Source organism: Pseudomonas sp. S2_E02 (genome assembly GCF_054668355.1).
Genome location: NZ_CP162761.1, coordinates 3,309,938 through 3,334,260 on the forward strand (window position 1 = coordinate 3,309,938; position 24,323 = coordinate 3,334,260).

Annotated in this window: 21 protein-coding genes; 8 read left to right on the plus strand and 13 right to left on the minus strand. The window is 60.3% G+C overall.

Annotated features, from left to right (window positions below):
• Window positions 1-35 precede the first annotated feature (35 nt).
• Window positions 36-785, plus strand: a complete 750-nt coding sequence (locus AB4O01_RS14775) for a YkgJ family cysteine cluster protein (protein ID WP_093430675.1) — start codon at window positions 36-38, stop codon at window positions 783-785.
• A 139-nt stretch (window positions 786-924) separates the two neighbouring features.
• On the opposite strand, the gene AB4O01_RS14780 is transcribed toward AB4O01_RS14775, so the two are convergent.
• The 4 genes from AB4O01_RS14780 to AB4O01_RS14795 form a co-directional block, all read right to left on the minus strand.
• On the minus strand, window positions 925-1,080 hold the full coding sequence (locus AB4O01_RS14780) for a hypothetical protein (protein ID WP_186625703.1): 156 nt from the start codon (window positions 1,078-1,080) through the stop codon (window positions 925-927).
• Window positions 1,081-1,099: 19 nt separating this feature from the next.
• Window positions 1,100-1,339, minus strand: a complete 240-nt coding sequence (locus tag AB4O01_RS14785; RefSeq protein WP_038362870.1) for a hypothetical protein — start codon at window positions 1,337-1,339, stop codon at window positions 1,100-1,102.
• A 111-nt stretch (window positions 1,340-1,450) separates the two neighbouring features.
• Complete coding sequence (locus AB4O01_RS14790) at window positions 1,451-1,756, minus strand: type 1 fimbrial protein (protein ID WP_460088958.1); 306 nt, start codon at window positions 1,754-1,756, stop codon at window positions 1,451-1,453.
• Between the two features lie 228 nt (window positions 1,757-1,984).
• Complete coding sequence (locus AB4O01_RS14795) at window positions 1,985-2,347, minus strand: DUF6124 family protein (RefSeq protein ID WP_460088959.1); 363 nt, start codon at window positions 2,345-2,347, stop codon at window positions 1,985-1,987.
• 1,290 nt (window positions 2,348-3,637) lie between these two features.
• Between AB4O01_RS14795 and AB4O01_RS14800 the strand changes: the two genes are divergently transcribed.
• The 7 genes from AB4O01_RS14800 (at window position 3,638) to AB4O01_RS14830 (ending at window position 13,678) form a co-directional block, all read left to right on the plus strand.
• Window positions 3,638-4,795, plus strand: coding sequence for an efflux RND transporter periplasmic adaptor subunit (locus tag AB4O01_RS14800; RefSeq protein WP_460088960.1), 1,158 nt, complete (start codon window positions 3,638-3,640; stop codon window positions 4,793-4,795).
• Window positions 4,792-7,893 (plus strand): multidrug efflux RND transporter permease subunit, encoded by a 3,102-nt coding sequence (locus tag AB4O01_RS14805; RefSeq protein ID WP_460088961.1) that lies wholly within the window; start codon window positions 4,792-4,794, stop codon window positions 7,891-7,893. The genes AB4O01_RS14800 and AB4O01_RS14805 overlap by 4 nt, the downstream gene beginning before the upstream one ends.
• Before the next feature lie 8 nt (window positions 7,894-7,901).
• Window positions 7,902-8,579: a heavy metal response regulator transcription factor gene (locus AB4O01_RS14810; RefSeq protein ID WP_007916978.1), complete on the plus strand. Its 678-nt coding sequence runs from the start codon at window positions 7,902-7,904 to the stop codon at window positions 8,577-8,579.
• Complete coding sequence (locus tag AB4O01_RS14815) at window positions 8,569-9,933, plus strand: heavy metal sensor histidine kinase (RefSeq protein ID WP_093430680.1); 1,365 nt, start codon at window positions 8,569-8,571, stop codon at window positions 9,931-9,933. The genes AB4O01_RS14810 and AB4O01_RS14815 overlap by 11 nt, the downstream gene beginning before the upstream one ends.
• Window positions 9,934-10,214: 281 nt before the next feature.
• Entirely contained in the window at window positions 10,215-10,436 is a 222-nt protein-coding gene (locus AB4O01_RS14820; RefSeq protein ID WP_093430681.1) for a hypothetical protein, read from the plus strand.
• Window positions 10,437-10,632: 196 nt separating this feature from the next.
• Window positions 10,633-11,949: an OprD family porin gene (locus AB4O01_RS14825; protein ID WP_460088962.1), complete on the plus strand. Its 1,317-nt coding sequence runs from the start codon at window positions 10,633-10,635 to the stop codon at window positions 11,947-11,949.
• 220 nt (window positions 11,950-12,169) lie between these two features.
• Window positions 12,170-13,678: a sensor domain-containing diguanylate cyclase gene (locus tag AB4O01_RS14830; protein WP_460088963.1), complete on the plus strand. Its 1,509-nt coding sequence runs from the start codon at window positions 12,170-12,172 to the stop codon at window positions 13,676-13,678.
• A gap of 176 nt (window positions 13,679-13,854) precedes the next feature.
• Here AB4O01_RS14830 and lpxC read toward each other — a convergent pair whose 3' ends face one another.
• The 9 genes from lpxC to murD form a co-directional block, all read right to left on the minus strand.
• Window positions 13,855-14,766 (minus strand): UDP-3-O-acyl-N-acetylglucosamine deacetylase, encoded by a 912-nt coding sequence (gene lpxC, locus AB4O01_RS14835; protein ID WP_007916984.1) that lies wholly within the window; start codon window positions 14,764-14,766, stop codon window positions 13,855-13,857.
• Window positions 14,767-14,878: 112 nt separating this feature from the next.
• The gene (gene ftsZ / locus AB4O01_RS14840; RefSeq protein ID WP_007916986.1) at window positions 14,879-16,075 is read right to left on the minus strand and encodes a cell division protein FtsZ; all 1,197 of its coding nucleotides are present in this window, start codon (window positions 16,073-16,075) and stop codon (window positions 14,879-14,881) included.
• A gap of 67 nt (window positions 16,076-16,142) precedes the next feature.
• Window positions 16,143-17,402, minus strand: coding sequence for a cell division protein FtsA (gene ftsA, locus AB4O01_RS14845; RefSeq protein WP_007916987.1), 1,260 nt, complete (start codon window positions 17,400-17,402; stop codon window positions 16,143-16,145).
• A gap of 15 nt (window positions 17,403-17,417) precedes the next feature.
• A complete protein-coding gene (locus AB4O01_RS14850; protein WP_053123632.1) occupies window positions 17,418-18,284 on the minus strand; it encodes a cell division protein FtsQ/DivIB in 867 nt (288 codons plus the stop codon).
• Window positions 18,285-18,288: 4 nt separating this feature from the next.
• Window positions 18,289-19,248: a D-alanine--D-alanine ligase gene (locus AB4O01_RS14855; protein WP_093430684.1), complete on the minus strand. Its 960-nt coding sequence runs from the start codon at window positions 19,246-19,248 to the stop codon at window positions 18,289-18,291.
• Entirely contained in the window at window positions 19,245-20,705 is a 1,461-nt protein-coding gene (gene murC / locus AB4O01_RS14860; protein ID WP_016987574.1) for a UDP-N-acetylmuramate--L-alanine ligase, read from the minus strand. The genes AB4O01_RS14855 and murC overlap by 4 nt, the downstream gene beginning before the upstream one ends.
• A complete protein-coding gene (murG, locus tag AB4O01_RS14865) occupies window positions 20,698-21,768 on the minus strand; it encodes an undecaprenyldiphospho-muramoylpentapeptide beta-N-acetylglucosaminyltransferase (protein ID WP_460088964.1) in 1,071 nt (356 codons plus the stop codon). Before murG ends, murC begins: the two co-directional genes overlap by 8 nt.
• On the minus strand, window positions 21,758-22,975 hold the full coding sequence (gene ftsW / locus AB4O01_RS14870; protein ID WP_007916996.1) for a putative lipid II flippase FtsW: 1,218 nt from the start codon (window positions 22,973-22,975) through the stop codon (window positions 21,758-21,760). Before ftsW ends, murG begins: the two co-directional genes overlap by 11 nt.
• A complete protein-coding gene (gene murD, locus AB4O01_RS14875; RefSeq protein WP_460088965.1) occupies window positions 22,972-24,318 on the minus strand; it encodes a UDP-N-acetylmuramoyl-L-alanine--D-glutamate ligase in 1,347 nt (448 codons plus the stop codon). Before murD ends, ftsW begins: the two co-directional genes overlap by 4 nt.
• Window positions 24,319-24,323: the final 5 nt, after the last annotated feature.

Here is a 24,323-nt window from a genome sequence, read left to right on the forward strand (position 1 = left end):
ACCGTTTCACACCCTGATTGAAGACAGATCGCTCAATGAATACGACGTTTTCCTGCGTAGGCTGCGGCAAATGCTGCACCGATCACCATGTCCCGCTGACCCTGACCGAAGCCCGCATGTGGGCGGCGGATGGCGGTCAGGTGATCGTGCTGGTCGAGGCATTTCTCGGTAATGGCCTGGGTTTGCCGGCGCAGCAGCGGGAACATGCCGAACGGCGCTCAGCGCTCGTTCGCAGCGGCGCGGCAGACGCCCATGTGGCGATCACTTTCGCCGCGTACAACGTCGGCCCCTGTCGGAATCTTGACGAAGACAAGTTGTGCCGGATCTACGAGCGACGGCCGTTGGTGTGCCGCATTTATCCGGCAGAAATCAATCCGCATATCCCGCTCAACCCTGCCGCCAAGGATTGTCCGCCGGAGTCCTGGCAACAGGGGCCGGTGTTGATTGCCGGCGGTGAGTTGGTGGATCAGGAACTGGTGGAGTTGATTCAGCGCTCGCGCCAGGCCGATCGGGATGACATCGGCATCAAGGACGCGATCTGCGCGATGCTCGGGATTCGCACCACAGCGCTGAAGGGAGACGGGTTTACTGCGTACTTGCCGAATATGAGTGCTTTTGCTTCGGTGATTGATCAGGTCACCGCGCAACCGCTGACGACGACTCCGAGTGAGTGGGTGTTTCATGTGTCCGGGGATGATGTGGCCGGGCAAGTGCTGGCGGCCGGGGCACAGGTGGTGACTGAGCCGGCGCAGACGTATGCGTTTATCTCGCTGCGCGCGGCTTGATCCAGATTCTTAAGCGCCTATCCGGGCCTCTTCGCGAGCAAGCTCGCTTCCACAGAGATTGTGTCGTGCACGAATTTTATGAACGACCGAAAAACCTGTGGGAGCGAGCTTGCTCGCGAAGACGCCGGCCCGGACAATCTCAATCGCGGATCTGCCGCCGCGTCCAGAACTCCCGCGCCAGCAACCTTAAATCACCGGCCAACCCCGCCACGTCCTCGGAGTTGCGCTGACTCTGCCGCCCCTCATCCAGCGCCACATCGACGTTGCGACCGGTCACCGGGAGATTGATCTTCATGGGATAGCGCGAATAAAACTCAGCGCTTGCCCATCGAACGACGGGTGCCCGGCGGCGCCATGCCCGGGGTCTTGGTGTGGCCGTTCTTGGCGCCGTTCTTGTACCACGGCTGGTTCGAGCCTTTGGCAGAAGCCAGCTCGCCCGGTTTGAACGGAAATTTGAACGCCGGGATATCGGCTTTGGTTTCGCTGGTATCGGCCAGTTCAGCCGAGACATCGCTCACAGCGTCGTCAACCGGCGGCAGGGTCGGGGAAGTCATAAAAGCTCCGGAAAGCAAAAAGTCGGGCCCGATCAGTGAGCCGCGAAGGCGCGCAGTATACCTGTGCGCTATGGCTCGGCACCTGAAGATTTGCAGCGCACGCCGAACGGTTTACAGGTAGGTGATGGTGACGATGCCTTTGTCGGCCGAGGTCTTCAGCGCTTCATAGCGCATGAAAATCGGCAGCGACTGATGGCTACAGGCGTTGCGCTCAGTGTCGACATCGACTTTCACGCCGGGCTTGATTTCAATCTGGCGAGACTCACGAGCAACAAACGCCCCGACCGGCCCGACCTGACAACCCGAATCAACGATTTGCCCGGTGAAGCGGATCTCACCGGATTGACTGGCCGGCGCGGCGAATGCTGTGAGTGGAAGCAAGAGAAGCACATACGGCAGAGCGGTTTTCAGCTGCATTTCAAGACACTCCCGGGGTGAGCGGCCCAGAGAACCCGGGCTACACCATGTTATCCGCGTGCTGGGACGGATCTTGAGAAGCATAGTTGGCAAATGGGTCCCGAATAGGGACTGATCGGTCCCTTTTTGGGACCGTTATACCGCCATCGCGAGCAGGCCCACTCCTACAATTGGAATGCGTTTTAACTGTGGGAGCCAGCCTGCTGGCGATGAACGATGACGCGGTGTTCAACCCTGCGGATCAACCCGATCCAGCGCCCGGTTTACCGCGAGCTCGGCGAGCATGACGATCTGCTGGATCGCCAGCGCCGTACTGCGCTGCGGGCGACTGAGCCGATCGGCCAGATCACCGGCCATGACATTGGCTGAAGCCAGCGATTCGCAGGCGTGGGCAAGCAGGCTTTCGGTATCGATGTTCGGGTGAATGAGGAACATCATACTGGGCTGACGCGGTTTGACCGGTTCGGGGCAAAGGTAGAAATCGAGGGCGCGCTTGATGGCTTCGCGGGTTTTGATCTGGTCGTCGGCGCGGATGGCGTCTTCGAGTGGGGTGGTGGGATCGATGGGTGGATCGGGTACGGGCTTAGTCATTTACTCAGTCCTCACTGATTGGAGCCAACAATTACCGTTTCTCACGCGGCGAATTGGGTGGCAGCTACGTACGGGGTGAGAAACCGGGCAAGGACCAGTAAAACCTCCGGCCGGACCGAAGTCCGCCCGTACATAGCCGCCATAAAAATGCAGGCAGCAATCAGCTGGCGCCGATTATGACGGTACTGGTATTGGAATAATACTTAGCCCGGGTTCTCACACCCGATCGCCGAGTTTTCGGCGACAGCCCAAGACTAGAGAGCGCACGTCCGACGGACAACCTGAAAACCTTGTGGGAAGGTTCTGGTTATTTGACACAAATTTAAACAGCCAAAAGCCAACCCTCACCCTAGCCCTCTCCCAAAGGGAGAGGGAACTGACCGTGGTGTTTGGCAGAGCTACGCCGACGTGCGATACCGTGTTGAACTCAGGTTTTGAAACAGATCAAAAGCCCCTCACCCTAACCCTCTCCCGGAGGGAGAGGGGACTGACCGTGGTGTTTGGACGAAGTACGCCGACGTGAAATACCGAGCTGAACGCAGATTCTGAAACAGATCAAAAGCCCCTCACCCTAGCCCTCTCCCGGAGGGAGAGGGAACTGACCGTGGTGTTTGGACGAAGTACGCCGACGTGAAATACCGAGCTGAACGCAGATTCTGAAACAGATCAAAAGCCCCTCACCCTAGCCCTCTCCCGGAGGGAGAGGGAACTGACCGCGTGGAATGGAAGAGATACGCCGACGTGCAATTCCGCGCTGAACTCAGATGTTGAAAAGCCCACAAATCGGCTCCCTCTCCCTCGGGAGAGGGCTGGGGTGAGGGGCAGCAACAACGCAAATCAAAAGCCGAACACCCGCGCTCTTCACCACTCAATAGGCCGAGTGTCAGCTCGCCTGCTCTTGATCTTGATCCACGGGCGACGTCGGAAGGCTGAGTGGAGGGATTGATCCGGGCGTGGGAGCGCAGCGACCGTTTGGCGCAGCCAAACACAGCGAGAGGAGGTGCAGCGAAGCAAACCGTAGGCGCTGCGCCCGGATCGATCCCGCAGCGAAGGAACCCCGAGCCCCAGCGAGCGGGCCGCACGTAGGAGCAAGCGTTTTTGGTTACTTTTTAGGCGTTTGTAAAAAGTGACCCGCCGTAAGGGCGGAACCGTAATCAGCCACACCCGCAAAAACGGATATACACCCAGAGAAAACTGACAGCGCCGACAGCTAGCCGTCACCCTCCTGACCCCAAAACAAGTTTATAAAGACCCTAACCCTGCCCAAAATCCGTCCGGCGCCCACCCCGCATGCGAATCCAAAAGAACAAAGCCCTGCTAGCCCTAGTGATCGTCCTGGCCGCCGCAGGTACATGGTGGGCAATGAAACCCACCCCCACCAAACTCGCCACCCCCACCGCCATCCCGGTGCGAGTCATAGCGGTCAGCGAAAAAGACGTCCCCCGCTACACCAGCGGCATCGGCTCCGTACTCTCATTACACAGCGTCGTAGTACGCCCCCAGATCGACGGCATCCTCACCAAAATCCTCGTCAAGGAAGGCCAACTCGTCAAAGCAGGCGACCTGCTGGCCACCATCGACGACCGCTCCATTCGCGCCAGCCTCGACCAGGCCCGCGCCCAACTGGGCGAAAGCCAGGCGCAACTGCAAGTCGCCCTGGTCAACCTCAAACGCTACAAACTGCTCACCGTCGACGACGGCATCTCGAAACAGACCTACGACCAACAACAAGCCCTGGTCAACCAACTGAAAGCCACCGCCCAAGGCAACCAGGCTTCGATTGATGCTGCGCAAGTACAACTTTCCTACACACAGATCCGCTCCCCGGTCACCGGCCGTGTCGGTATTCGCACCGTCGACGAAGGCAATTTCCTGCGCATGACCGACACCGCCGGCCTGTTCACCGTCACCCAGATCGACCCGATCGCCGTCGAATTCTCCCTGCCCCAGCAAATGCTGCCGACCCTGCAAGGCTTGATCAACGACCCGCAACGCGCGCAGGTCAAGGCCTACATCGGCGCCGACACCGATGGCGAAACCGGCAACCTGCTCGGCGAAGGTCACCTGACCCTCATCGACAACCAGATCAACGCCAACACCGGCACCATCCGCGCCAAGGCCGAATTCGCCAACGCCAGCCAGAAGCTCTGGCCTGGCCTGCTGGTCACGGTAAAAATTCAGACAGCCCTCGACAAAGATGCGCTGGTGGTCCCGCCCACCGTCGTACAACGTGGCCTCGATCAACACTTCGTTTATCGGGTCAACGGTGACAAGGTCGAAGCCGTGCAAGTGCAGATGGTTTATCAAGGCAGCGGCCAGGACATCATCAAAGGCGTGAAGGCCGGTGACGTGCTGGTCACCGACGGCCAGTCGCGGCTTAAACCCGGTTCGACCGTGCAAGTCATGAGCGAGCCGCCGCAAGTGGTGCAGGCGGAGCCGAAGCCATGAAGGCGCATAAAGGTGTTTCGACGTGGTGCATCGATCACCCGGTCGCCACAATCCTGCTGACCATCGCTTTGGTGCTGGTCGGTTTGATTGCCTTCCCGCGCTTGCCAATCGCCCCACTGCCGGAAGCGGAATTTCCTACGATTCAGGTTTCCGCGCAGTTGCCCGGCGCCAGCCCCGACACCATGGCCTCATCCGTGGCCACGCCGCTGGAGGTGCAATTCAGCGCCATCCCCGGCATGACCCAGATGACCTCCAGCAGTGCGCTCGGCTCCAGCCTTTTGACTCTGCAATTCACCCTCGATAAAAGCATCGACACCGCCGCCCAGGAAGTCCAAGCGGCGATCAACACTGCCGCCGGCAAACTGCCCAAGGACATGCCGACCCTGCCGACCTGGAAGAAGGTCAACCCGGCCGACAGCCCGGTGCTGATCCTCAGCGTCAGCTCGACACAAATGCCCGGCACCGAACTCAGCGACCTGGTGGAAACCCTGCTCTCGCGTCAGATCAGTCAGATCGACGGCGTAGGCCAAATCAACATCACCGGTCAGCAACGTCCGGCGATTCGCGTACAAGCCTCGGCGGACAAACTCGCGGCGATCGGCCTGACCCTCGCCGATATCCGACTGGCGATTCAGCAGACCAGCCTCAACCTCGCCAAAGGGGCGCTGTACGGCGAATCAAGCATCTCCACGCTGTCGACCAACGACCAGTTGTTCCAGCCCGAGGAATACCGCCAGCTCATCGTTTCCTACAAGGACGGCGCCCCGGTTCACCTAAGAGATGTCGCTACCGTTATCAACGGTTCGGAAGATGACTATGTGCAAGCGTGGGCGGGCGATCAACCGGGGGTAAACCTGGTGATCTCGCGCCAACCCGGCGCCAACATCGTCGAAACCGTTGACCGCATTCAAGCCGCCCTGCCCGGCCTCGAAGCCATGCTGCCGGCCTCGGTGCAAGTAAAAACCCTGATCGACCGCACCCAGACCATTCGCGCCTCGCTGCATGAAGTCGAAATCACCCTGTTGATCGCGATTCTGCTGGTGGTCGCGGTGATGGCGCTGTTCCTGCGTCAGTTGTCGGCAACCCTGATTGTCTCGGCGGTACTGGGTGTTTCGCTGATCGCCAGTTTCGCTTTGATGTACCTCCTCGGTTTCAGCCTGAACAACCTGACGCTGGTGGCGATCGTCGTCGCGGTCGGCTTCGTCGTCGACGATGCGATCGTGGTGGTGGAAAACATCCACCGCCATCTGGAAGCCGGCGACGATATGCGCGAAGCGGCGATCAAGGGTGCGGGCGAGATTGGCTTCACCGTGGTCTCGATCAGTTTCTCGTTGGTGGCGGCGTTTATTCCGCTGCTGTTCATGGGCGGTGTGGTCGGGCGGCTGTTCAAGGAATTCGCCCTGACCGCGACCTCGACCATCATGATTTCCGTGGTGGTATCGCTGACTTTGGCGCCGACGCTGGCCGCGCTGTTCATGCGCAAACCGGTGCACCACGCCCACGACAAACCGGGTTTCAGCGAACGCCTGCTCGGCTGGTACGAACGAGGCCTGCGTCGCGCCCTCGCCCATCAGAAATTGATGATTGGCGTGTTCGGTTTGTCGCTGGCGATGGCGATTGGCGGTTACATCTTTATCCCCAAGGGTTTCTTCCCGGTACAGGACACCGGTTTCGTCCTCGGCACCACCGAAGCTGCAGCGGATATTTCCTACGGCGACATGGTGAAAAAACACTTGGCGATGGCCGAAATCGTCGCCGCCGACCCCGCCGTGCAGGCGTTTTCCCACTCGGTCGGCGTGTCCGGCAGTAACCAGACCATCGCCAACGGCCGCTTCTGGATCGCCCTGAAAAAACGCGGTGACCGTGATGTTTCAGCCAGCCAGTTCATCGACCGCATCCGTCCGCAACTGATGAAAGTCCCCGGCATCGTCCTCTATCTGCGCGCCGGCCAAGACATCAACCTCAGCTCCGGCCCGAGCCGCGCGCAGTATCAATACGTGCTGAAGAGTAACGACGGCGCAACCCTCGCGACATGGACGCAACGCCTCACGGAAAAACTGCGCAGCAACCCGGCGTTCCGCGATATTTCCAACGACCTGCAACTGGGCGGCAGCATCACTCACATCAGCATCGACCGCAGCGCCGCCGCCCGTTTCGGCCTGACCGCCAGCGATGTCGACGAGGCGCTGTACGACGCCTTCGGGCAACGGCAGATCAATGAATTCCAGACCCAGGTCAACCAGTACAACGTGATTCTGGAACTGGACACCAAACAACGCGGCAAGGCCGAAAGCCTCAACTATTTCTACCTGCGTTCGCCGCTGAGTGGCGAGATGGTGCCGCTGTCGGCGCTGGCCAAGTTCGATGCGCCGACCATTGGCCCGTTGTCGATTGCCCACGACGGCATGTTCCCGGCCGCCAACTTGTCGTTCAACCTGGCGCCCGGCGTTGCGCTGGGTGATGCGGTGATTCTGCTCAATCAGGCCAAGGCCGAGATCGGCATGCCGACGGCGATCAGCGGCAATTTCCAGGGCGCGGCGCAGGCGTTCCAGAGTTCGCTGGCCAGTCAGCCGTGGCTGATTCTCGCGGCGCTGGTGGCGGTGTACATCATTCTCGGTGTGCTTTATGAAAGCTTCGTGCACCCGCTAACGATCATTTCGACGTTGCCAGCGGCAGGCTTGGGCGCGGTGATCATGCTGTGGATCTGCGGCCAGGACTTTTCGATCATGGCGCTGATCGGCCTGGTGTTGCTGATCGGTATCGTCAAGAAGAACGGCATTCTGATGATCGACTTCGCCCTCGAAGCGCAGCGCCACCGAGGCCTGTCGCCGCAGGATGCGATTTTCGAAGCATGCATCACGCGGTTCCGGCCGATCATCATGACCACCCTCGCCGCCCTGCTCGGCGCCCTGCCGCTGATGCTCGGTTACGGCACCGGCGCCGAACTGCGTCAGCCGCTGGGGATCGCGGTGGTCGGCGGTTTGCTGGTCAGCCAGATGCTGACGTTGTTTACCACTCCGGTCATATACTTGTGGCTTGAGCGGCTGTTCCACAGGCCCAAACCTGCGCCCGTAGCGGCGCTGGCGACCACAGACTGAGGCGGGTCATGCGCGTTCTGATTATCGAAGACGAGGAAAAAACCGCGGACTATCTGCACCGCGGTCTGACGGAACAGGGTTACACCGTGGATCTGGCCCGCGACGGCGTCGAAGGCCTGCATCTGGCGCTGGAAAGCGACTACGCGGTGATCGTCCTCGACGTCATGTTGCCGGGCCTTGATGGCTTCGGCGTGCTGCGCGCGTTGCGTGCGCGCAAGCAGACCCCGGTGATCATGCTCACCGCCCGCGAGCGCGTCGAAGACCGCATCAAAGGCCTGCGCGACGGTGCCGACGATTACCTCGGCAAACCGTTTTCCTTCCTTGAACTGGTTGCGCGCCTGCAAGCGCTGACCCGGCGCAGTGGCGGCCATGAACCGGTGCAGGTGAGCATCGCCGACCTGTGGATAGATTTGATCAGCCGCAAGGCTACCCGCGCCGGCACGCGACTGGATCTGACCGCCAAAGAGTTCTCCCTGTTGAGCGTTCTCGCCCGCCGGCAAGGTGAAATCCTTTCGAAAACCGCCATCGCCGAGATGGTCTGGGACATCAATTTCGACAGCGATGCCAACGTTGTCGAAGTCGCAATCAAACGCCTGCGCGCCAAGCTCGACGGGCCGTTCGACGAGAAACTGCTGCACACCATTCGTGGCATGGGTTATGTGCTGGAGAGCCGTGGTGTCCAGTAACTCGATTGCCCTGCGCCTGAGCGGCATGTTCACGCTGGTGGCGCTGCTGGTGTTTCTGTTGATCGGCGGCGCGCTGTATCAACAGGTCGATAAAGGCTTGGGTCTGCTGCCGGAAGCCGAGCTGGATGCGCGTTACAGCGTGCTCGAATCAGCGCTCAATCGCTTCGGTACGCCCGAGCATTGGGTGAAGATCAACGCCAAATTGAAGCTGCTGGGTGAAGAGGACAAACGCATTCGTTTCTGGGTGGTGAGCGGTGATCCGGGTTACGAATACGGTCAGCCCGATGCGGCGATCCGTACTTTTGCCAAAGGCCCGTTGGGCATGCATGACTTGCAGTTGCCCGGCCAGCCTTATCCACTGAAAGTGCTGCTGACCGAGTTGCCGGCCAAGGATCAGCGTCCGCCGCTACGGTTCATGATCGGCATCGATACCGAGACCTTTCATGAGACGCAGCACAACCTGCTGATTGCCTTGATCGGGCTGGCGATTGTCGGTGTGCTGATGGCTTCGGCGCTGGGCTATTGGGTCGCGCGGATTGGTCTCAAACCGCTGATCAAACTGTCCCATGAAGCTCAACGACTGGCGCCTCCGCTGCGGGCCGGACGCTTGCGTCTGTCGCCGCTGCCACCGGAACTTGAGCAGTTTGTCGACTCCTTCAACTCGACGCTGGAACGGGTTGAGCAGGCCTACTCGCGGCTGGAATCGTTCAACGCCGATGTCGCTCATGAGCTGCGTTCGCCGCTGACCAATCTGATTGGCCAGACTCAGGTGGCGCTGACCCGTGGGCGTTCTGCCGAACATTATTTCGAAGTGCTGCAATCCAATCTGGAAGAGCTGGAACGGCTGCGCTCGATCATCAACGACATGCTGTTTCTGGCCAGTGCCGACCAGGGCAACAAGGCGACCAAACTGACCTCGACGTCGCTGGCGGATGAGGTGGCAACGACCCTGGAATATCTGGATTTCATTCTCGAAGACGCGCAGGTTGAGGTGCAGGTCAGCGGCGATGCGCAGGTGCAGATCGAGGTCGCGCATTTGCGTCGGGCGTTGATCAATTTGCTCAGCAACGCGGTGCAGCACACCGGCGCGGGTCAGGTGATCGAGGTGCACATCGAGGTTAAAGAGCAGCAGGTGAGTATCGGCGTGGCCAACCCCGGTTCGCCGATTGCCAGCGAGCATTTGCCGCGCTTGTTCGAGCGCTTTTATCGGGTCGATGCCTCGCGCAGCAACAGTGGCAATAACCATGGGCTGGGGCTGGCGATCGTCAAGGCGATTGCGCTGATGCATGGCGGCGATGTGTTTGTGCGCAGTGATCGGGGGATGAATACCTTCGGGATTTATTTGCCGGTCTGAAAAGCCCCTCACCCTAACCCTCTCCCCGAGGGAGAGGGGACTTACCGTGGTGCTCTTTCGAAGTACGCCGACCTGAAATATCCCGTCGAACTCAGGCTTTGAAAAGCATGAAGATCTGCTCCCTTTCCCCCTCGCCCCCCTGGGGGAGAGGGTTGGGGTGAGGGGGTGACTTTTGCTTCTGCTGTAACAGTCATTTATGAAAATCACGCTGTTTCCCAACGCCCGGCGACCTTATCTTTGCCCGCACCAAACAGCACTCGCCAAGCGAGAAGGTTTTCAAGATGTCCAACAGTATGGGTATTGCCAGCGCTTTCGTTTTGTCCTCATTGATCCTGTCGCCGATGGCGATGGCTGAAGAATCGCAGTCGTTCGTAGCGCAAAATATCGCTCGCGCGCAGGCCTTCGATCAGCATCAGGCCGAAGTGATGGCCAAGGCACAAGACGCCACGCAAGCCCCGCAGGCTGCCACTTCACAGGCTCAGGCTGCCGAGAAAGACAGCTGAGTCGCGCACCGCGCCAACGTTTCCCTCGACGCGGTTGTTTGGCTCTTCCCGTTCAACCGTCGTCATTCCAGGCCGCTGCCTTTCAGCGGCCTTTTTTCGTTGTGGTCTGAAAGCCGTTTGGTTCGTCTGTAACAACAAGAAACATCAAGCCCTCAAGCCATTGAAGGGCCAGTTGACCCAAGGAGCTCCATCGCACGTGCGTTACCCAGTTCGCTGCACCCCGCTGTTCATTGCAATTGCCGCAACGATTGCCCCTGCCGCTCACGCTGACGAGCCTGCCAAAGATGGCTTTGTCGAGGGTTCAAGCCTCAACCTCAACGCCCGCAACTACTACATGAATCGCAACCGCTTGCAGAAGGCGGACGACAACATCGAGTGGGGCCAGGGCTTTCTCGGGGTCTTCAAGTCGGGCTACACCGAAGGTACGGTCGGTTTCGGCATCGATGCCCACGCCATGCTCGGGTTGAAGCTCGATGGCGGTGGCGGCACCGACGGCTCGAGCATCCTGCCGGTCAGAGAGAATGGCGGCAAAGCGCCGGGGGCGTTCTCCACGGCGGGCGGCACGTTGAAAATGCGCGCGTTCGATACCGAGTTGAAGGCCGGTGACCTGTTCCTCACCAACCCGGTCATCGCCGGCGGTGATACGCGCATGCTGCCGCAGACTTTCCGTGGTGTGAGCCTGACCAACCACAGCTTCGACGGCTGGTTGATCGAAGGCGGCCAAGCCAGTTTCACCAAGCCTTACAACCAGAGTGGGCACACGCGCATCGGTACTTCCTACGGCACTGTTGCCGACGGCGATGAGAGCCAGCACCTGAACTGGGCCGGCGTGGCGTGGAGCGGTGTCGAAGGCCTGACCAGCAGTCTTTATGCCTCTGAGTTGAAGGACATCTGGAACCAGTATTACTACGACCTCGACTACACGTGGCAGTTGAACGATCTGGTCAGCCTCAACCCGAGCTTGCACTTCTATCACACGCAAGACACCGGTGATGCGCTACTGGGCAACATCGACAACAACACCTACAGCCTGCATTTCACTGTTGGCGTCGGTAATCACAGCGTTACCGCCGCGTATCAGCGGGTCAACGGCAACACGCCGTTCGACTACATCAGCCAGGGCGACAGCGTTTATCTGGATAACTCACAGCAGTATTCTGACTTCAACGGCCCGAACGAGCGCTCGTGGAAGCTCAAATACGCTTATGACTTCGCCGGTATCGGCATGCCGGGACTGACCTCGTCGGTGTCCTACTCGCGCGGCACTGTCGACCTGACCAAGGTTGACCCCGACAGCAAAGGCTATTCCAACTGGTACAGCGCCGATGGCCGCAACGCCAAGCATTGGGAACGCGATCTCGACGTTAAGTACGTAGTGCAGAGCGGTCAGGCCAAGGATCTGGCAGTCCACCTGCAATGGGCGACCAACCGAGGCGGCAACGGCTACGGCGTGATTGATTCGGACACAGATGAATACCGTGTTGTCATCGACTACCCGATCAACGTCTTCTAAGATCCGCGCTAAGCTGACTGCAGACTCACTCCGATAGCTCAAGCAATGACCAACCCTGTGGGAGCGAGCTTGCTCGCGAAGGCGATCTTTCAGCAACATTGATGTTGGCTGACACAACGCCTTCGCGAGCAAGCTCGCTCCCACAGGTATTTTGCGTCAGGCGCTTCGGTGGTGTTGTGCAACTACGCTTATAAGACTTTCCCCAACCGACAGCCCAATCATGATTGCGAGCCGTACCCCTCCCGTTGCGGGCAAGACCGGACGCCCCGAGTTGCTGCTGATCTGCGGCAGTTCGCTGACCGTGATCGCGATTCTGTGCATCGTCACGTTCCTCCTGATCCGCGAGCATGCCAACGCTCAGGAATCGGCGACCCGCAGTGCCACCACCATCGCCCAGTTGATCGACGCCGATGTCCTGCGCACCGTCGAGTTGTACGACTTGACCCTGCAAGGCCTGATCGCCGCCGCCCAGCGCGATGACCTGCAAGATGTCTCACCGCAGATCCGCCATTTGGCGCTGTTCGACCGCTCGACCACCGCGCGCTTCAAGGGCGACATACTGCTCCTCGACAAACACGGAGATGTGATTGCCGACTCCTCGCGGATCGAGCCGAAACCGGGCAACTTTGCCGACCGCGATTATTTCCTCGCCCACGCATTCAATCGCGATGTCGGCATGTTTATCAGCCGCCCGTTCAAGACCCGTTGCGACTGCGACGAGGCCAATCAGTGGCGCATCAGCTTCAGTCGACGGATTTCCTCGCAAACCGGTGAGTTCGCCGGGGTAGCCGTGGCGTCGATGAAACTCGATTACTTCGATCAGTTGTTCAACAGCCTCGACATTGGCAAAGACAGCACGCTGAACATCATCAACAACGACGGCGTCCTGCTGGCGCAGAAGCCGTATCTGCAAAGCGATTCCATCGGCAAGAGCTACGGCAACCGACCGAATGTCGTGCGTATTCTGGGTGACAAGGATGGCAATGGCAGTTTTACCAGCACCTCGAGCATGGACCATCAACAACGCCTCTATACCTATTCGCGGGTCGGCAATCTGCCACTGACGGTGATGGTCGCGCTGTCCAGCGACGAGGTGTTCGGCACATGGCGTCGTACCGCCCTGTTGATCAGCGGCGCCACTGGGGTGTTGTGCGTGGGGTTGCTGTGGCTGACCTGGCTGCTGGCTCGCGAGTTGCGCTTGCGTCAACGGGCCGAGCGCGAGCTGGCGCAACTGGCCGCTACCGATGCACTGACGGGAGTGGCCAATCGGCGCATGCTCGATCAGGCACTGCGTCATGAGTGGTTCCGCGCCCAGCGCTCGGGCAAAGCGATGTCGGTGATGATGATCGATGCCGATCACTTCAAGGCCTTCAATGACCGGCATGGACATCAGGCTGGAGATCAGGCGCTGAAGACGCTGGCCAGGGTCATCACGGAAAATGTGCGGCGACCGACGGATCTGGTGGCGCGCTACGGAGGTGAAGAGTTTTCGGTGATTCTCGCCGAGACCGATGGCCATGGCGCACAGCAGATAGCCGAGCATATTCGTCAGGCGGTGGAGCAGTTGCCGTTGGTCGACGGGGCCGAGCGGCCGATGACCGTGAGTATCGGCATTGCGAGCTGGACGGCGGCGAGTGAGATGACGCTGGAGCAGTTGTTGTTTGCGGCGGACAAGGCGCTGTATCAGGCCAAGGAAGGTGGGCGCAATCGGGTGGTGGTGGCTTCCTGATAGATGTAGTGGCTTCACCGGCCCTATCGCGAGCAGGCTCACTCCTACAGGGGAATGCATTTCAAATGTAGGAGTGAGCCTGCTCGCGATGGGGCCGGCCCAGGCAACACAAAAATTGCAGGCATAAAAAAAGGCCATCCGAGGATGGCCTTCAAAAAACTAGAGAGGTTTTTTACTTACACCGCCGCAACCGGGCGCATGTAAGAGATTGGTGCGGTGCTGGCGTCTTCGAACGTCACCACTTCCCAAGCGTCTGTCTGCTCAATCAACTTGCGCAGCAGCTGGTTGTTCAGTGCATGACCGGACTTGAAGCCTTTGAACTCACCAATCAGGCTGTTACCCAGCAGGTACAGGTCGCCAATCGCGTCGAGGATCTTGTGCTTCACGAATTCGTCTTCATAGCGAAGACCGTCTTCGTTCAACACGCCATCAGCATCGACCACGATTGCGTTTTCAACGCTGCCGCCGAGTGCGAGGTTGTGCTTGCGCAGGTACTCGATATCACTCATGAAACCAAAGGTACGGGCGCGGCTGACTTCTTTTACGAACGAAGTGCTGGAAAAATCCACGCTTGCACTTTGGGTGCGGTCCCGGAATACCGGGTGATCGAAATCGATCTCGAAGCTCACCTTGAACCCTTCGAAAGGGACGAAAGTGGCGCGCTTGTCGCCGTCTTCCACTGTCACTTCACGCAGGATGCGGATGAATTTCTTGGCGGCGTCCTGTTCTTCCAGGCCTGCCGATTGAATCAGGAATACGAAGGGTCCAGCGCTGCCATCCATGATCGGGACTTCGGACGCGGAGAGCTCGACGTAGGCGTTATCGATGCCCAGGCCAGCCATGGCCGAGAGCAAGTGCTCTACCGTGTCCACTTTGACGTCGCCGTTAATCAGCGTCGTCGACATAGTGGTTTCACCGACGTTTTCCGCGCGGGCAGGAATCTGCACCACAGGGTCGAGGTCAGCGCGACAAAACACAATGCCAGTGTCGACAGGCGCAGGCTTGAGGGTCAGATAGACCTTCTCACCGGAGTGCAGGCCTACACCTGTGGCACGGATAATATTTTTCAGTGTGCGTTGTTTAATCATGGCTTGGGCCGCTTCAGCGCAAATTGCGAACTGGTATCAACAAAGGCTGGCGATGATAGCAGACCATGCCTTTGCTGAACACCAATCACCTTCATAGCCCTGATACATTCCATCAATCGGCCTGACGACGCAGGAAAGCCGGGATGTCCAGGTAGTCCAGATCATCTTGCGGATTCATCTTCGCGGCAGCCGCAGCACCGGCCTGAGCCTGGTTGCGCATGACGGTCGGACGGTCCAGATCACGGTAGTTCACCGCTGGCGCTTCCTGACGGGCCGCAGCCGGTTGTTGCACCTGGGCGGAAGCCATGGAGGTGTGAACGGTGTTGTCGATGACCTTGACAGGCTTCTCGATTTTCGCGCCCAGACCGGTGGCAACCACGGTTACGTGCAGCTCGTCGCGCATGTCCGGATCGATAACAGTACCGACCTTGACCATCGCGTGCTCGGAAGCGAAGGCTTCGATGATGCTACCCACGTCGGAGTACTCACCCAGGGACAGGTCAGGACCGGCAGTGATGTTCACCAGGATGCCGCGTGCGCCTTGCAGGTTCACGTCTTCCAGCAGCGGGTTGCGGATCGCCGCTTCGGTGGCTTCACGTGCACGGTTCGGACCGCTGGCGCAGCCAGTGCCCATCATCGCCATGCCCATTTCGCTCATCACGGTACGTACGTCGGCGAAGTCGACGTTGATCATGCCCGGACGCTTGATGATGTCGGAGATACCGCGAACGGCACCGGCCAGTACATCGTCAGCCTTGGCGAAAGCCGACAGCAGGCTGGCGTCTTTACCGAGGATGGTCAGCAGCTTCTCGTTGGGAATGGTGATCAACGAGTCGACGCTTTCCGAGAGCATGCGGATGCCTTCATCGGCGATCTGCATACGCTTGCGGCCTTCGAACGGGAACGGACGCGTTACGACAGCAACGGTCAGAATGCCCATTTCCTTGGCCACTTCGGCGATGATCGGCGCAGCACCGGTACCGGTACCGCCGCCCATGCCAGTGGTGATGAACACCATGTTGGTGCCCTGCAGGACTTCGGCAATGCGCTCACGGTCTTCGAGAGCGGCCTGACGACCTACTTCAGGGTTGGCGCCAGCGCCCAGACCTTTGGTCACGCCGGTACCCAGTTGCAGAATGGTACGCGCGCCGATGTTTTTCAGCGCTTGAGCATCAGTGTTGGCGCAGATGAATTCAACGCCTTCGATGTTGCTCTTGACCATGTGATTGACAGCGTTGCCGCCGCCACCGCCAACACCGATAACTTTGATTACCGGGCTTGCGGGGATGTTGTCTACGAGTTCGAACATTTTCCCTCTCCTTACATTCTCTAGTTTTTTCGCCTACTGCTGTTTGTTGCGGTGTTGCGGTAAAGCTTTAGAAGTTGCCTTGAACCCACTTCTTCAATCGGTCCAGCAACGGCGCCTGTGGCTCTTCGTTGCTGTAGCTGTCGCGGCTGCCGATGCCGGAGAACGAAACCCCGTCGGACTGCTTTTGCAGGCCGTACATCAACAAACCAACGCCAGTGGAATAAATCGGGTTGCGCACCACGTCATCCAGGCCCTTCACGCCATGCGGCACACCAAGGCGCACCGGCATGTGGAAGATTTCTTCGGCCAGTTCAGTGGCGCCTTCCATTTTCGAAGTGCCACCGGTCAGCACGATGCCGGCCGGGATCAGGTCTTCGTAGCCGCTGCGACGCAGCTCGGCCTGAATCAGCGTGAACAGTTCGTCGTAACGCGGCTCGACCACTTCGGCCAGGGCCTGACGCGACAGTTCGCGCGGTGGACGGTCGCCAACGCTCGGCACCTTGATGGTTTCACCGGCACCGGCCAGTTTGGCCAGGGCGCAGGCGTAGCGGATCTTGATTTCTTCGGCGTACTGGGTCGGAGTGCGCAACGCCATGGCGATGTCGTTGGTCACCTGATCACCGGCAATCGGGATCACTGCGGTGTGGCGGATCGCGCCTTCGGTGAAGATCGCGATGTCGGTGGTACCGCCGCCGATGTCGACCAGGCACACGCCCAGTTCTTTCTCGTCGTCGGTCAGTACCGAGTAGGCCGAGGCCAGTTGCTCGAGAATGATGTCGTCGATTTCCAGACCGCAGCGACGCACGCATTTTTCAATGTTCTGTGCGGCGTTGACGGCGCAGGTGACTACGTGAACCTTGGCTTCCAGACGTACGCCGGACATGCCCAGAGGCTCACGAACGCCTTCCTGGTTATCGATCACGTAATCCTGCGGCAGGGTGTGCAGCACGCGCTGGTCAGCCGGAATCGCCACGGCCTGAGCGGCGTCAAGCACGCGCTCAAGGTCGGCCGAGCTGACTTCACGATCGCGGATCGCGACGATGCCGTGGGAGTTCAGGCTGCGGATGTGATTGCCCGCCACACCGACGAACGCCGAGTGAATGCGGCAGCCCGCCATCAGTTGGGCTTCTTCGATCGCGCGCTGGATCGATTGCACGGTGGACTCGATGTTGACCACCACGCCCTTCTTCAGGCCACGGGACGGATGGGTACCGATCCCGACGATTTCCAGCGAGCCGTCGTCGGAAACCTCGCCGACCAGCGCCACCACCTTGGAGGTGCCGATATCGAGACCGACGATCATTTTGCCGCTTTGCACGTTTGCCATGGGTCCTGCCTCTTCTTAATTCTTCGCGACAGCGGGTTGGGCTGTCGTCGGCGCTACAGGTTCCCGCCAGCCAACAGCGAGGCCGTTGGCGTAGCGCAGATCGATGCGCGCAATGTTCGTAATCTGGTCTTTAAGCGTCTTGTCATAGATGGCGATAAAGCGGCGCATCTTTTCCACCAGGTTGCCGCGTCCCAGCAGCAACTCGATGCCGGGGCCGGAACTGCCGGCACCGGTGGTCAGGAACCAACTCCCGCGTTCACGCAGTTCCAGGCGTGCAATCGAGAAGCCCAACGGCCGCAGCATCTGGCTCAGCACCTGATACTGCTGCATCACTTGCTGCTGGGCCCGTTGTGGACCGAACAGCTGTGGCAGATGTTCGTAGTTCGCCAGTTCCTTGGGCGTAAACGCCTGGCCCTGGTTGTTCAGCAACGACTCATCACCCCAACGCGCCACCGGCAGTTGCTCTTCGAGGCGGATCACCACCTGGTCCGGCCACACCCGACGTACTTCGGCGTGGGCGATCCACGGCATCTGCTCAAGCTCGGTACGCATACCGGCCAGGTCGATGGTGAAGAAGCTCGACGCCACGTACGGGGCGATCCGCTGCTGCACCGCTTGCTGGCTGATGTAGCTCAGGTCGCCTTGCACGGCGATCTTGGTGATCGGCCGGTCGGCGTACGGCAGCAAACGCGTTGCACCTTCGTAAGTACCAAAGCCCAGCACCACCAGCAGCACTGGCCAGAACAGACTTTTCAGAAAGCCGAAATTGGCTTTCGGCAGGCGCGCGGACATCGGCTCTTTCGCCACCATTCGGCTGGCACCCCGTGGCACCGGCTTGCGGCCGGGTGCGGGAGGCTGATGTCGGAGCTGAGCGCCTTGCATCGTCTTAACCTCGAGCGTCTTCAACACTGGCGGCCAGAATAGCCAGAACCAGTTGCTGGAAATCCAGACCGGCCGCACGCGCGGCCATCGGCACCAGACTGTGATCGGTCATACCCGGTGCGGTGTTCACTTCCAGGAACCAGAACTGCCCGTCGGCGTCCTGCATCACGTCCGCCCTGCCCCAACCGGCAATACCCAGCGCCTCACAGGCCTTGGCCGTGAGATCCATGAGTTCCTGTTCCTTGGCGGCATCCAGCCCGCACGGAATGCGGTACTGGGTATCGTTGGCGATGTACTTGGCGTCGTAGTCGTAGAACGTGTGCGGTGTACCCAGGGCAATCGGAGGCAACACCTGGTCACGCAGGGTGGCGATGGTGAACTCCGGACCTTGAATCCATTGCTCAACCAAGACTTGCGAATCGTAGGTACTGGCCGCTTTCCATGCGTCGATCAACTCGGACGCAGAACTCACTTTGGCCATCCCGATACTTGAACCTTCATGCGCCGGTTTGACGATCAAAGGGAAGCCCAGTTCCGTCGCCGCCGAAATACAATCGGCTTCGCTGCACAACACGGCGTGACGCGGCGTCGGAATCCCGAGGCTGTGCCAGACCTGCTTGGTGCGCAGTTTGTCCATCGCCAGTGCCGAAGCGAGGATGCCGCTGCCGGTGTACGGAATGCCCGCTACTTCAAGCAGGCCCTGCATGGAGCCGTCTTCACCGCCACGGCCGTGAAGAATGATGAACGCGCGGTCGATCTTTTCGCTGAGCAGCCGTTGCAGAATGTCTTCGCCAACGTCGATGCCGAACGCGTCCACGCCAGCGCTTTGCAGCGCGTCGAGTACGGCGTTACCGGATTTCAGCGACACCTCACGCTCGGCACTCAGGCCACCGAAGAGCACGGCGACACGGCCGAAGTCTTTCGGCGCGATAGTGGAAAACAGCTTGGCGTAGGCAGCAGTCATTTCAACTTCCCCTCGACCGACGCCGCCACGGCGCCAGCGAACAATTCACTTTTCAACAGCTTCGGCGCGAGACCACCGATATCACCGGCGCCCTGGCACAGCAGGATGTCGCCGGCACGCAGCAGCGGCTTGACCAGCGGCGCCAGATCGACGCCACGCTCGATGTAGATCGGGTCGAGCTGACCGCGCTGGCGGATGCTGTTGCACAGCTTGCGGCTGTCGGCACCCGGGATCGGCTCTTCGCCGGCCGGATAGACTTCCATCAGCAGCAGCACGTTGGCGTCGGCCAGTACATTGACGAAATCGTCGTACAGGTCGCGGGTGCGGCTATAACGGTGCGGCTGGTAGACCATCACCAGACGGCGCTCCGGCCAGCCACCGCGTACGGCTTTGATCACTGCGGCGACTTCGGTCGGGTGGTGACCGTAGTCATCGACCAACATCACGTTGCCGCCGTCCACCGGCAGTTCGCCGTAAACCTGGAAGCGCCGACCAACGCCCTGGAAGCCCGAAAGGCCCTGGACGATGGCTTCATCGCTGACGCCTTCGTCAGTGGCGATGCAAATGGTCGCCAGCGAATTGAGTACGTTGTGGTTGCCGGGCATGTTCACCGACACGTCCAGCGGCTCGCGATCCGGACGCAGCACGGTGAAGAACGTCTGCATGCCTTGCTGGCGAATATTGATCGCGCGCACGTCAGCGTCTTCGCTGAAGCCGTAGGTCACGGTCGGACGTTTCACCAGCGGCAGGATTTCACGCACCACCGGATCGTCCAGGCACATCACTGCCAAACCGTAGAACGGCAGGTTGTGCAGGAACTCGACGAAGGTTTTCTTCAGTTTGTTGAAGTCACCGTCGTAGGTCGCCATGTGGTCGGCGTCGATGTTGGTAACCACGGCCACCAGCGGTTGCAGGTGCAAGAAGCTCGCATCGCTTTCGTCGGCTTCGGCGATCAGGTAACGGCTGGTGCCAAGCTGGGCATTGGTGCCCGCGGCATTCAGACGACCACCGATGACGAACGTCGGGTCCAGACCACCGGCGGCGAACACCGAAGCGATCAGGCTGGTGGTGGTGGTTTTGCCGTGCGTACCGGCAACGGCGATGCCGTGGCGATAGCGCATCAGTTCGGCGAGCATCTCGGCACGCGGCACCACCGGAATACGACGCTCAAGCGCGTTCGCCACTTCCGGGTTAGAGGTGTTCACAGCACTCGACACCACCAGCACGTCGGCGGCAGCGGCGTTCTCGGCACGGTGACCAATGAAGATGTGCGCGCCGAACGATTCCAGACGCTCGGTCACCGGCGACGCTTTCAGGTCGGAACCGGAGACTTCATAGCCCAGGTTCAACAACACTTCGGCGATACCGCACATGCCCACGCCGCCGATGCCGACGAAGTGGATGCGACGGATGCGGCGCATTTCCGGTTGCGGCATGGCTTTCTGATTCTCAACCATGAGCCACCTCCAGACAGGTATCGACCACGCTACGGGTGGCATCGGGTTTCGCCAGACGGCGGGCCGCTTGGGCCATATCTTCGAGTCGTTGCGGTTGCATCAAGACCTCTGTCAGGCGCGCGGCAAGGTCCGCGGCACCAGTCGTTCTTTGTGGCATCAGGAAGGCAGCGCCTTCGCGGGCCAAATAATCGGCGTTGCGAGTCTGGTGATCGTCGATCGCGTGGGGCAAAGGCACCAGCATCGAGGGCAGACCGGCGGCAGCCAGCTCACTGATGGTCAACGCGCCTGCGCGGCACACCACCAGGTCAGCCCAGCCATAGGCCTGGGCCATGTCTTTGATGAACGGCTGCACCTGCGCATCGACGCCGGCGGCGCGGTAGCGCTCTGCAGTCACTTCATCGTGGTTTTTGCCGGCCTGATGAAACACTTCCGGGCGCAAATCGGCAGCGACTTGGGCCAGGGCTTCAGGCAGCAATTTGTTCAACGGTTCTGCGCCCAGGCTTCCGCCGAGGATCAGCAAACGCGCTTTGCGACCGGCCAGAGCAGGTCGCGATGTGTCGAGGAACAGCTCGCTGCGCACCGGGTTTCCGGTGGTACGGCGGGTGTCCGACAGAGTAAAGGTGTCGGGGAACGCTTCACACACCCGGGCGGCGAACGGCACCAGCAACCGATTGGCGGTGCCGGCCACAGCGTTCTGCTCGTGAACGATCACCGGCACACCGGCCAGTTTCGCGGCAAGACCACCGGGGCCAGTCACATAACCACCGAAGCCGACCACACACACTGGCTTCAAGCGACGAATGATCGCCCGCGCCTGCCATACCGACTTGAGCAGCATGAACGGCGCCTTGAGCAGCGACAGTTTGCTCTTGCCGCGCAGGCCGGTGGCGTTGATCCGGTGCAGTTCCAGCCCAGCGGCCGGGACCAGTTCGTTTTCGATCCCGCGTGGTGTGCCGAGCCAGTGCACGGTGTAGCCGCGCGCCTGAAACTCGCGGGCACAGGCCAGCGCCGGGAACACGTGGCCGCCGGTGCCGCCGGCCATGATCAATACGTTAGCGCCCATGATTCGGCTCCTCGGCGAAGTCGCTCTCATGGAATTCCATCTCTTCGCTGCCCAAATGGGTTCGACTCTCCCACTCGATCCGCAGCAGCAAGCCAAGGCAGGCACAGCAGATCACCAACGAACTGCCGCCATAACTGAGGAACGGCAAGGTCAGACCTTTGGTTGGCAGCAGGCCGACGTTCACGCCGATGTTGATCAGGAACTGACCAATCCACAGGAACGACAGGCCGTACGCCACGTAAGCGGCGAAGAACTGTTTGGCTTTTTCCGCCCACAGACCGATGTACATGCCACGAATACACACGAACACGAACAGGGCGACGGTGCACAGCGAACCGACGGCGCCCAATTCTTCAGCCAGAACCGAGAACACGAAGTCGGTGTGCGCTTCCGGCAGGTAGAACTGCTTCTGCACGCTGTTACCCAGACCGACGCCGAGCCATTCGCCACGACCGAACGCGATCAAGGCTTGCGACAACTGATAGCCGGCGCCGAACTGGTCGGCCCACGGGTCAGCGAAGTTGGTCAGACGCGCCATTCGGTACGGCTGCATTTGAATCAGCAAGACCACCGCTCCGACCGCCAACACCACCATCAGCGAGAAGCGGAACAGCCCGACCCCGCCGAGGAACAGCATGGCCGCCGCAGCGCCCATCATCACCACGGTGGCGCCGAAGTCCGGCTCCATCAGCAGCAGGCCGGCCATCGGCAGCAGCACGATGAACGGCTTGAAGAAGCCCATCCAGCTTTCGCGCACTTCCTTCTGACGCCGCACCAGATAACCGGCGAGGTAGATCACCACGAACACTTTGGCGATCTCGGACGGCTGCACGTTGAAGAAGCTGAAACCGATCCAGCGCATCGAACCGTTCACTTCGCGACCGATGCCGGGGATGATCACCATTACCAGCAAACCGAACGCACCGATCAGCATCAGCCAGCCGAGGCGTTGCCAGGTGGCAATCGGAATCATCATGGTGACGATGCACGCGCCCAGGCCCAGCACCACATAAATAAGGTGGCGGATCATGTAATACAGTGGGCTGCCGGACTGTGCGGCCGCCACTTCGGTGGACGCCGAGGCAATCATGATCAGGCCGAGGCCGAGCAGCGCCAGACAACCGGCGAGCATCGGGAAGTCGAGGTCGATCCCGCGCCCGGTGATGATCGGTGACGGATACGGTTTGATGATATTACGCAGGCTCATGCCAATTCCTCCACAGCGCGGACGAACTGGTGACCACGGTCTTCGTAATTCTTGAACATGTCGAAACTGGCGCAGGCCGGCGACAGCAGCACCACATCACCCGGTTGGGCAGCGGCGCGGCATTGCGCAACGGCGTCGACCAGCGAGGTCGCGCGAATCAGTGGCACGGCATCACCGATGGCTGCGCCGATCTTGTCGGAGTCGCGGCCCATCAGGATCACGGCGCGGCAGTTGGCCGCGACCGGATCACGCAAGTCGTTGAATTCGGCACCCTTGCCATCGCCACCGGCGATCAGAATGACCTTACCGTCGATGTCCGCGCCCAAGCCTTCGATGGCGGCCAGTGCGGCGCCAACGTTGGTCGCTTTGGAATCGTTGTAGTAAGCGACGCCGTCGAGATCACGCACCCACTGGCAACGGTGTTCGAGGCCGGCGAACGTGCGCAAGGCCGAGAGCATGGCGTCGAACGGCAGGCCCACGGCATGACCGAGCGCCAGCGCCGCGAGGGCATTGGACTGGTTGTGCGCGCCACGAATCTTCAATTCGCGCACTGGCATCAGGTTCTGGAATTCGAAGGCCAGATACTTCTCGCCATCTTCTTCGCGGATACCGAAGGCCTTGAAATCCGGTTTGGTCAGGCCGAAGGTCCAGCATGGCTGACCCTCGCCCATCAACGGACGGCTCAGCGCATCCTGACGGTTGACCACGAACTGCTTGGCGCCACGGAAGATCCGGTGCTTGGCCAGGTGGTAAGCCGGCAGGCCGCTATAGCGATCCATGTGGTCTTCGCTGATATTCAGCACGGTGGCCACTTCGGCGTTGAGCTGGTCGGTGGTTTCCAGCTGGAAGCTCGACAGCTCCATCACGTACAGCTCGACGTCGTCGCTGAGCAGATCCAGCGCCGGGGTGCCGAGGTTGCCGCCGACAGCGACACGTTTGCCGGCCGCAGCCGCCATTTCGCCGACCAGGGTGGTGACGGTGCTTTTCGCGTTGGAACCGCTGATGGCCACGATCGGCGCCTGCGCGTTACGCGCGAACAGCTCGATGTCGCCGGACAGTTTCACGCCACGGACCGCAGCGGCTTGCAGGGCCGGGGTCGCCAGCGCCAGGCCGGGGCTCACGTAGAGCTCGTCGGCACGGCAGAGGAATTCGACGTCCAGCTCGCCACAACGCACTTCCACGTGCGGATAGTCACGCTTGAGCGTGGCCAGTTCCGGTGGATTTTCCCGCGTGTCCGCCACGGCAAACGACGTGCCCCGGTTCGCCAGGAAGCGAACCAGGGACATGCCGCTCTTGCCGAGGCCGACAACGATGCGGAAGTGGTCAGAAGCGATCAGAGACACTCGTT

What these genes read in the sequence shown, in the direction of transcription:
- AB4O01_RS14775 (WP_093430675.1), top strand. Translation starts at nt 36, where the DNA reads ATGAATACGACGTTTTCCTGCGTAGGCTGCGGCAAATGCTGCACCGAT.
- AB4O01_RS14780 (WP_186625703.1), bottom strand. Translation starts at nt 1,080, where the DNA reads ATGAAGATCAATCTCCCGGTGACCGGTCGCAACGTCGATGTGGCGCTG.
- AB4O01_RS14785 (WP_038362870.1), bottom strand. Translation starts at nt 1,339, where the DNA reads ATGACTTCCCCGACCCTGCCGCCGGTTGACGACGCTGTGAGCGATGTC.
- AB4O01_RS14790 (WP_460088958.1), bottom strand. Translation starts at nt 1,756, where the DNA reads ATGCAGCTGAAAACCGCTCTGCCGTATGTGCTTCTCTTGCTTCCACTC.
- AB4O01_RS14795 (WP_460088959.1), bottom strand. Translation starts at nt 2,347, where the DNA reads ATGACTAAGCCCGTACCCGATCCACCCATCGATCCCACCACCCCACTC.
- AB4O01_RS14800 (WP_460088960.1), top strand. Translation starts at nt 3,638, where the DNA reads ATGCGAATCCAAAAGAACAAAGCCCTGCTAGCCCTAGTGATCGTCCTG.
- AB4O01_RS14805 (WP_460088961.1), top strand. Translation starts at nt 4,792, where the DNA reads ATGAAGGCGCATAAAGGTGTTTCGACGTGGTGCATCGATCACCCGGTC.
- AB4O01_RS14810 (WP_007916978.1), top strand. Translation starts at nt 7,902, where the DNA reads ATGCGCGTTCTGATTATCGAAGACGAGGAAAAAACCGCGGACTATCTG.
- AB4O01_RS14820 (WP_093430681.1), top strand. Translation starts at nt 10,215, where the DNA reads ATGTCCAACAGTATGGGTATTGCCAGCGCTTTCGTTTTGTCCTCATTG.
- AB4O01_RS14830 (WP_460088963.1), top strand. Translation starts at nt 12,170, where the DNA reads ATGATTGCGAGCCGTACCCCTCCCGTTGCGGGCAAGACCGGACGCCCC.
- lpxC (WP_007916984.1), bottom strand. Translation starts at nt 14,766, where the DNA reads ATGATTAAACAACGCACACTGAAAAATATTATCCGTGCCACAGGTGTA.
- ftsZ (WP_007916986.1), bottom strand. Translation starts at nt 16,075, where the DNA reads ATGTTCGAACTCGTAGACAACATCCCCGCAAGCCCGGTAATCAAAGTT.
- ftsA (WP_007916987.1), bottom strand. Translation starts at nt 17,402, where the DNA reads ATGGCAAACGTGCAAAGCGGCAAAATGATCGTCGGTCTCGATATCGGC.
- AB4O01_RS14850 (WP_053123632.1), bottom strand. Translation starts at nt 18,284, where the DNA reads ATGCAAGGCGCTCAGCTCCGACATCAGCCTCCCGCACCCGGCCGCAAG.
- AB4O01_RS14855 (WP_093430684.1), bottom strand. Translation starts at nt 19,248, where the DNA reads ATGACTGCTGCCTACGCCAAGCTGTTTTCCACTATCGCGCCGAAAGAC.
- murC (WP_016987574.1), bottom strand. Translation starts at nt 20,705, where the DNA reads ATGGTTGAGAATCAGAAAGCCATGCCGCAACCGGAAATGCGCCGCATC.
- murG (WP_460088964.1), bottom strand. Translation starts at nt 21,768, where the DNA reads ATGGGCGCTAACGTATTGATCATGGCCGGCGGCACCGGCGGCCACGTG.
- ftsW (WP_007916996.1), bottom strand. Translation starts at nt 22,975, where the DNA reads ATGAGCCTGCGTAATATCATCAAACCGTATCCGTCACCGATCATCACC.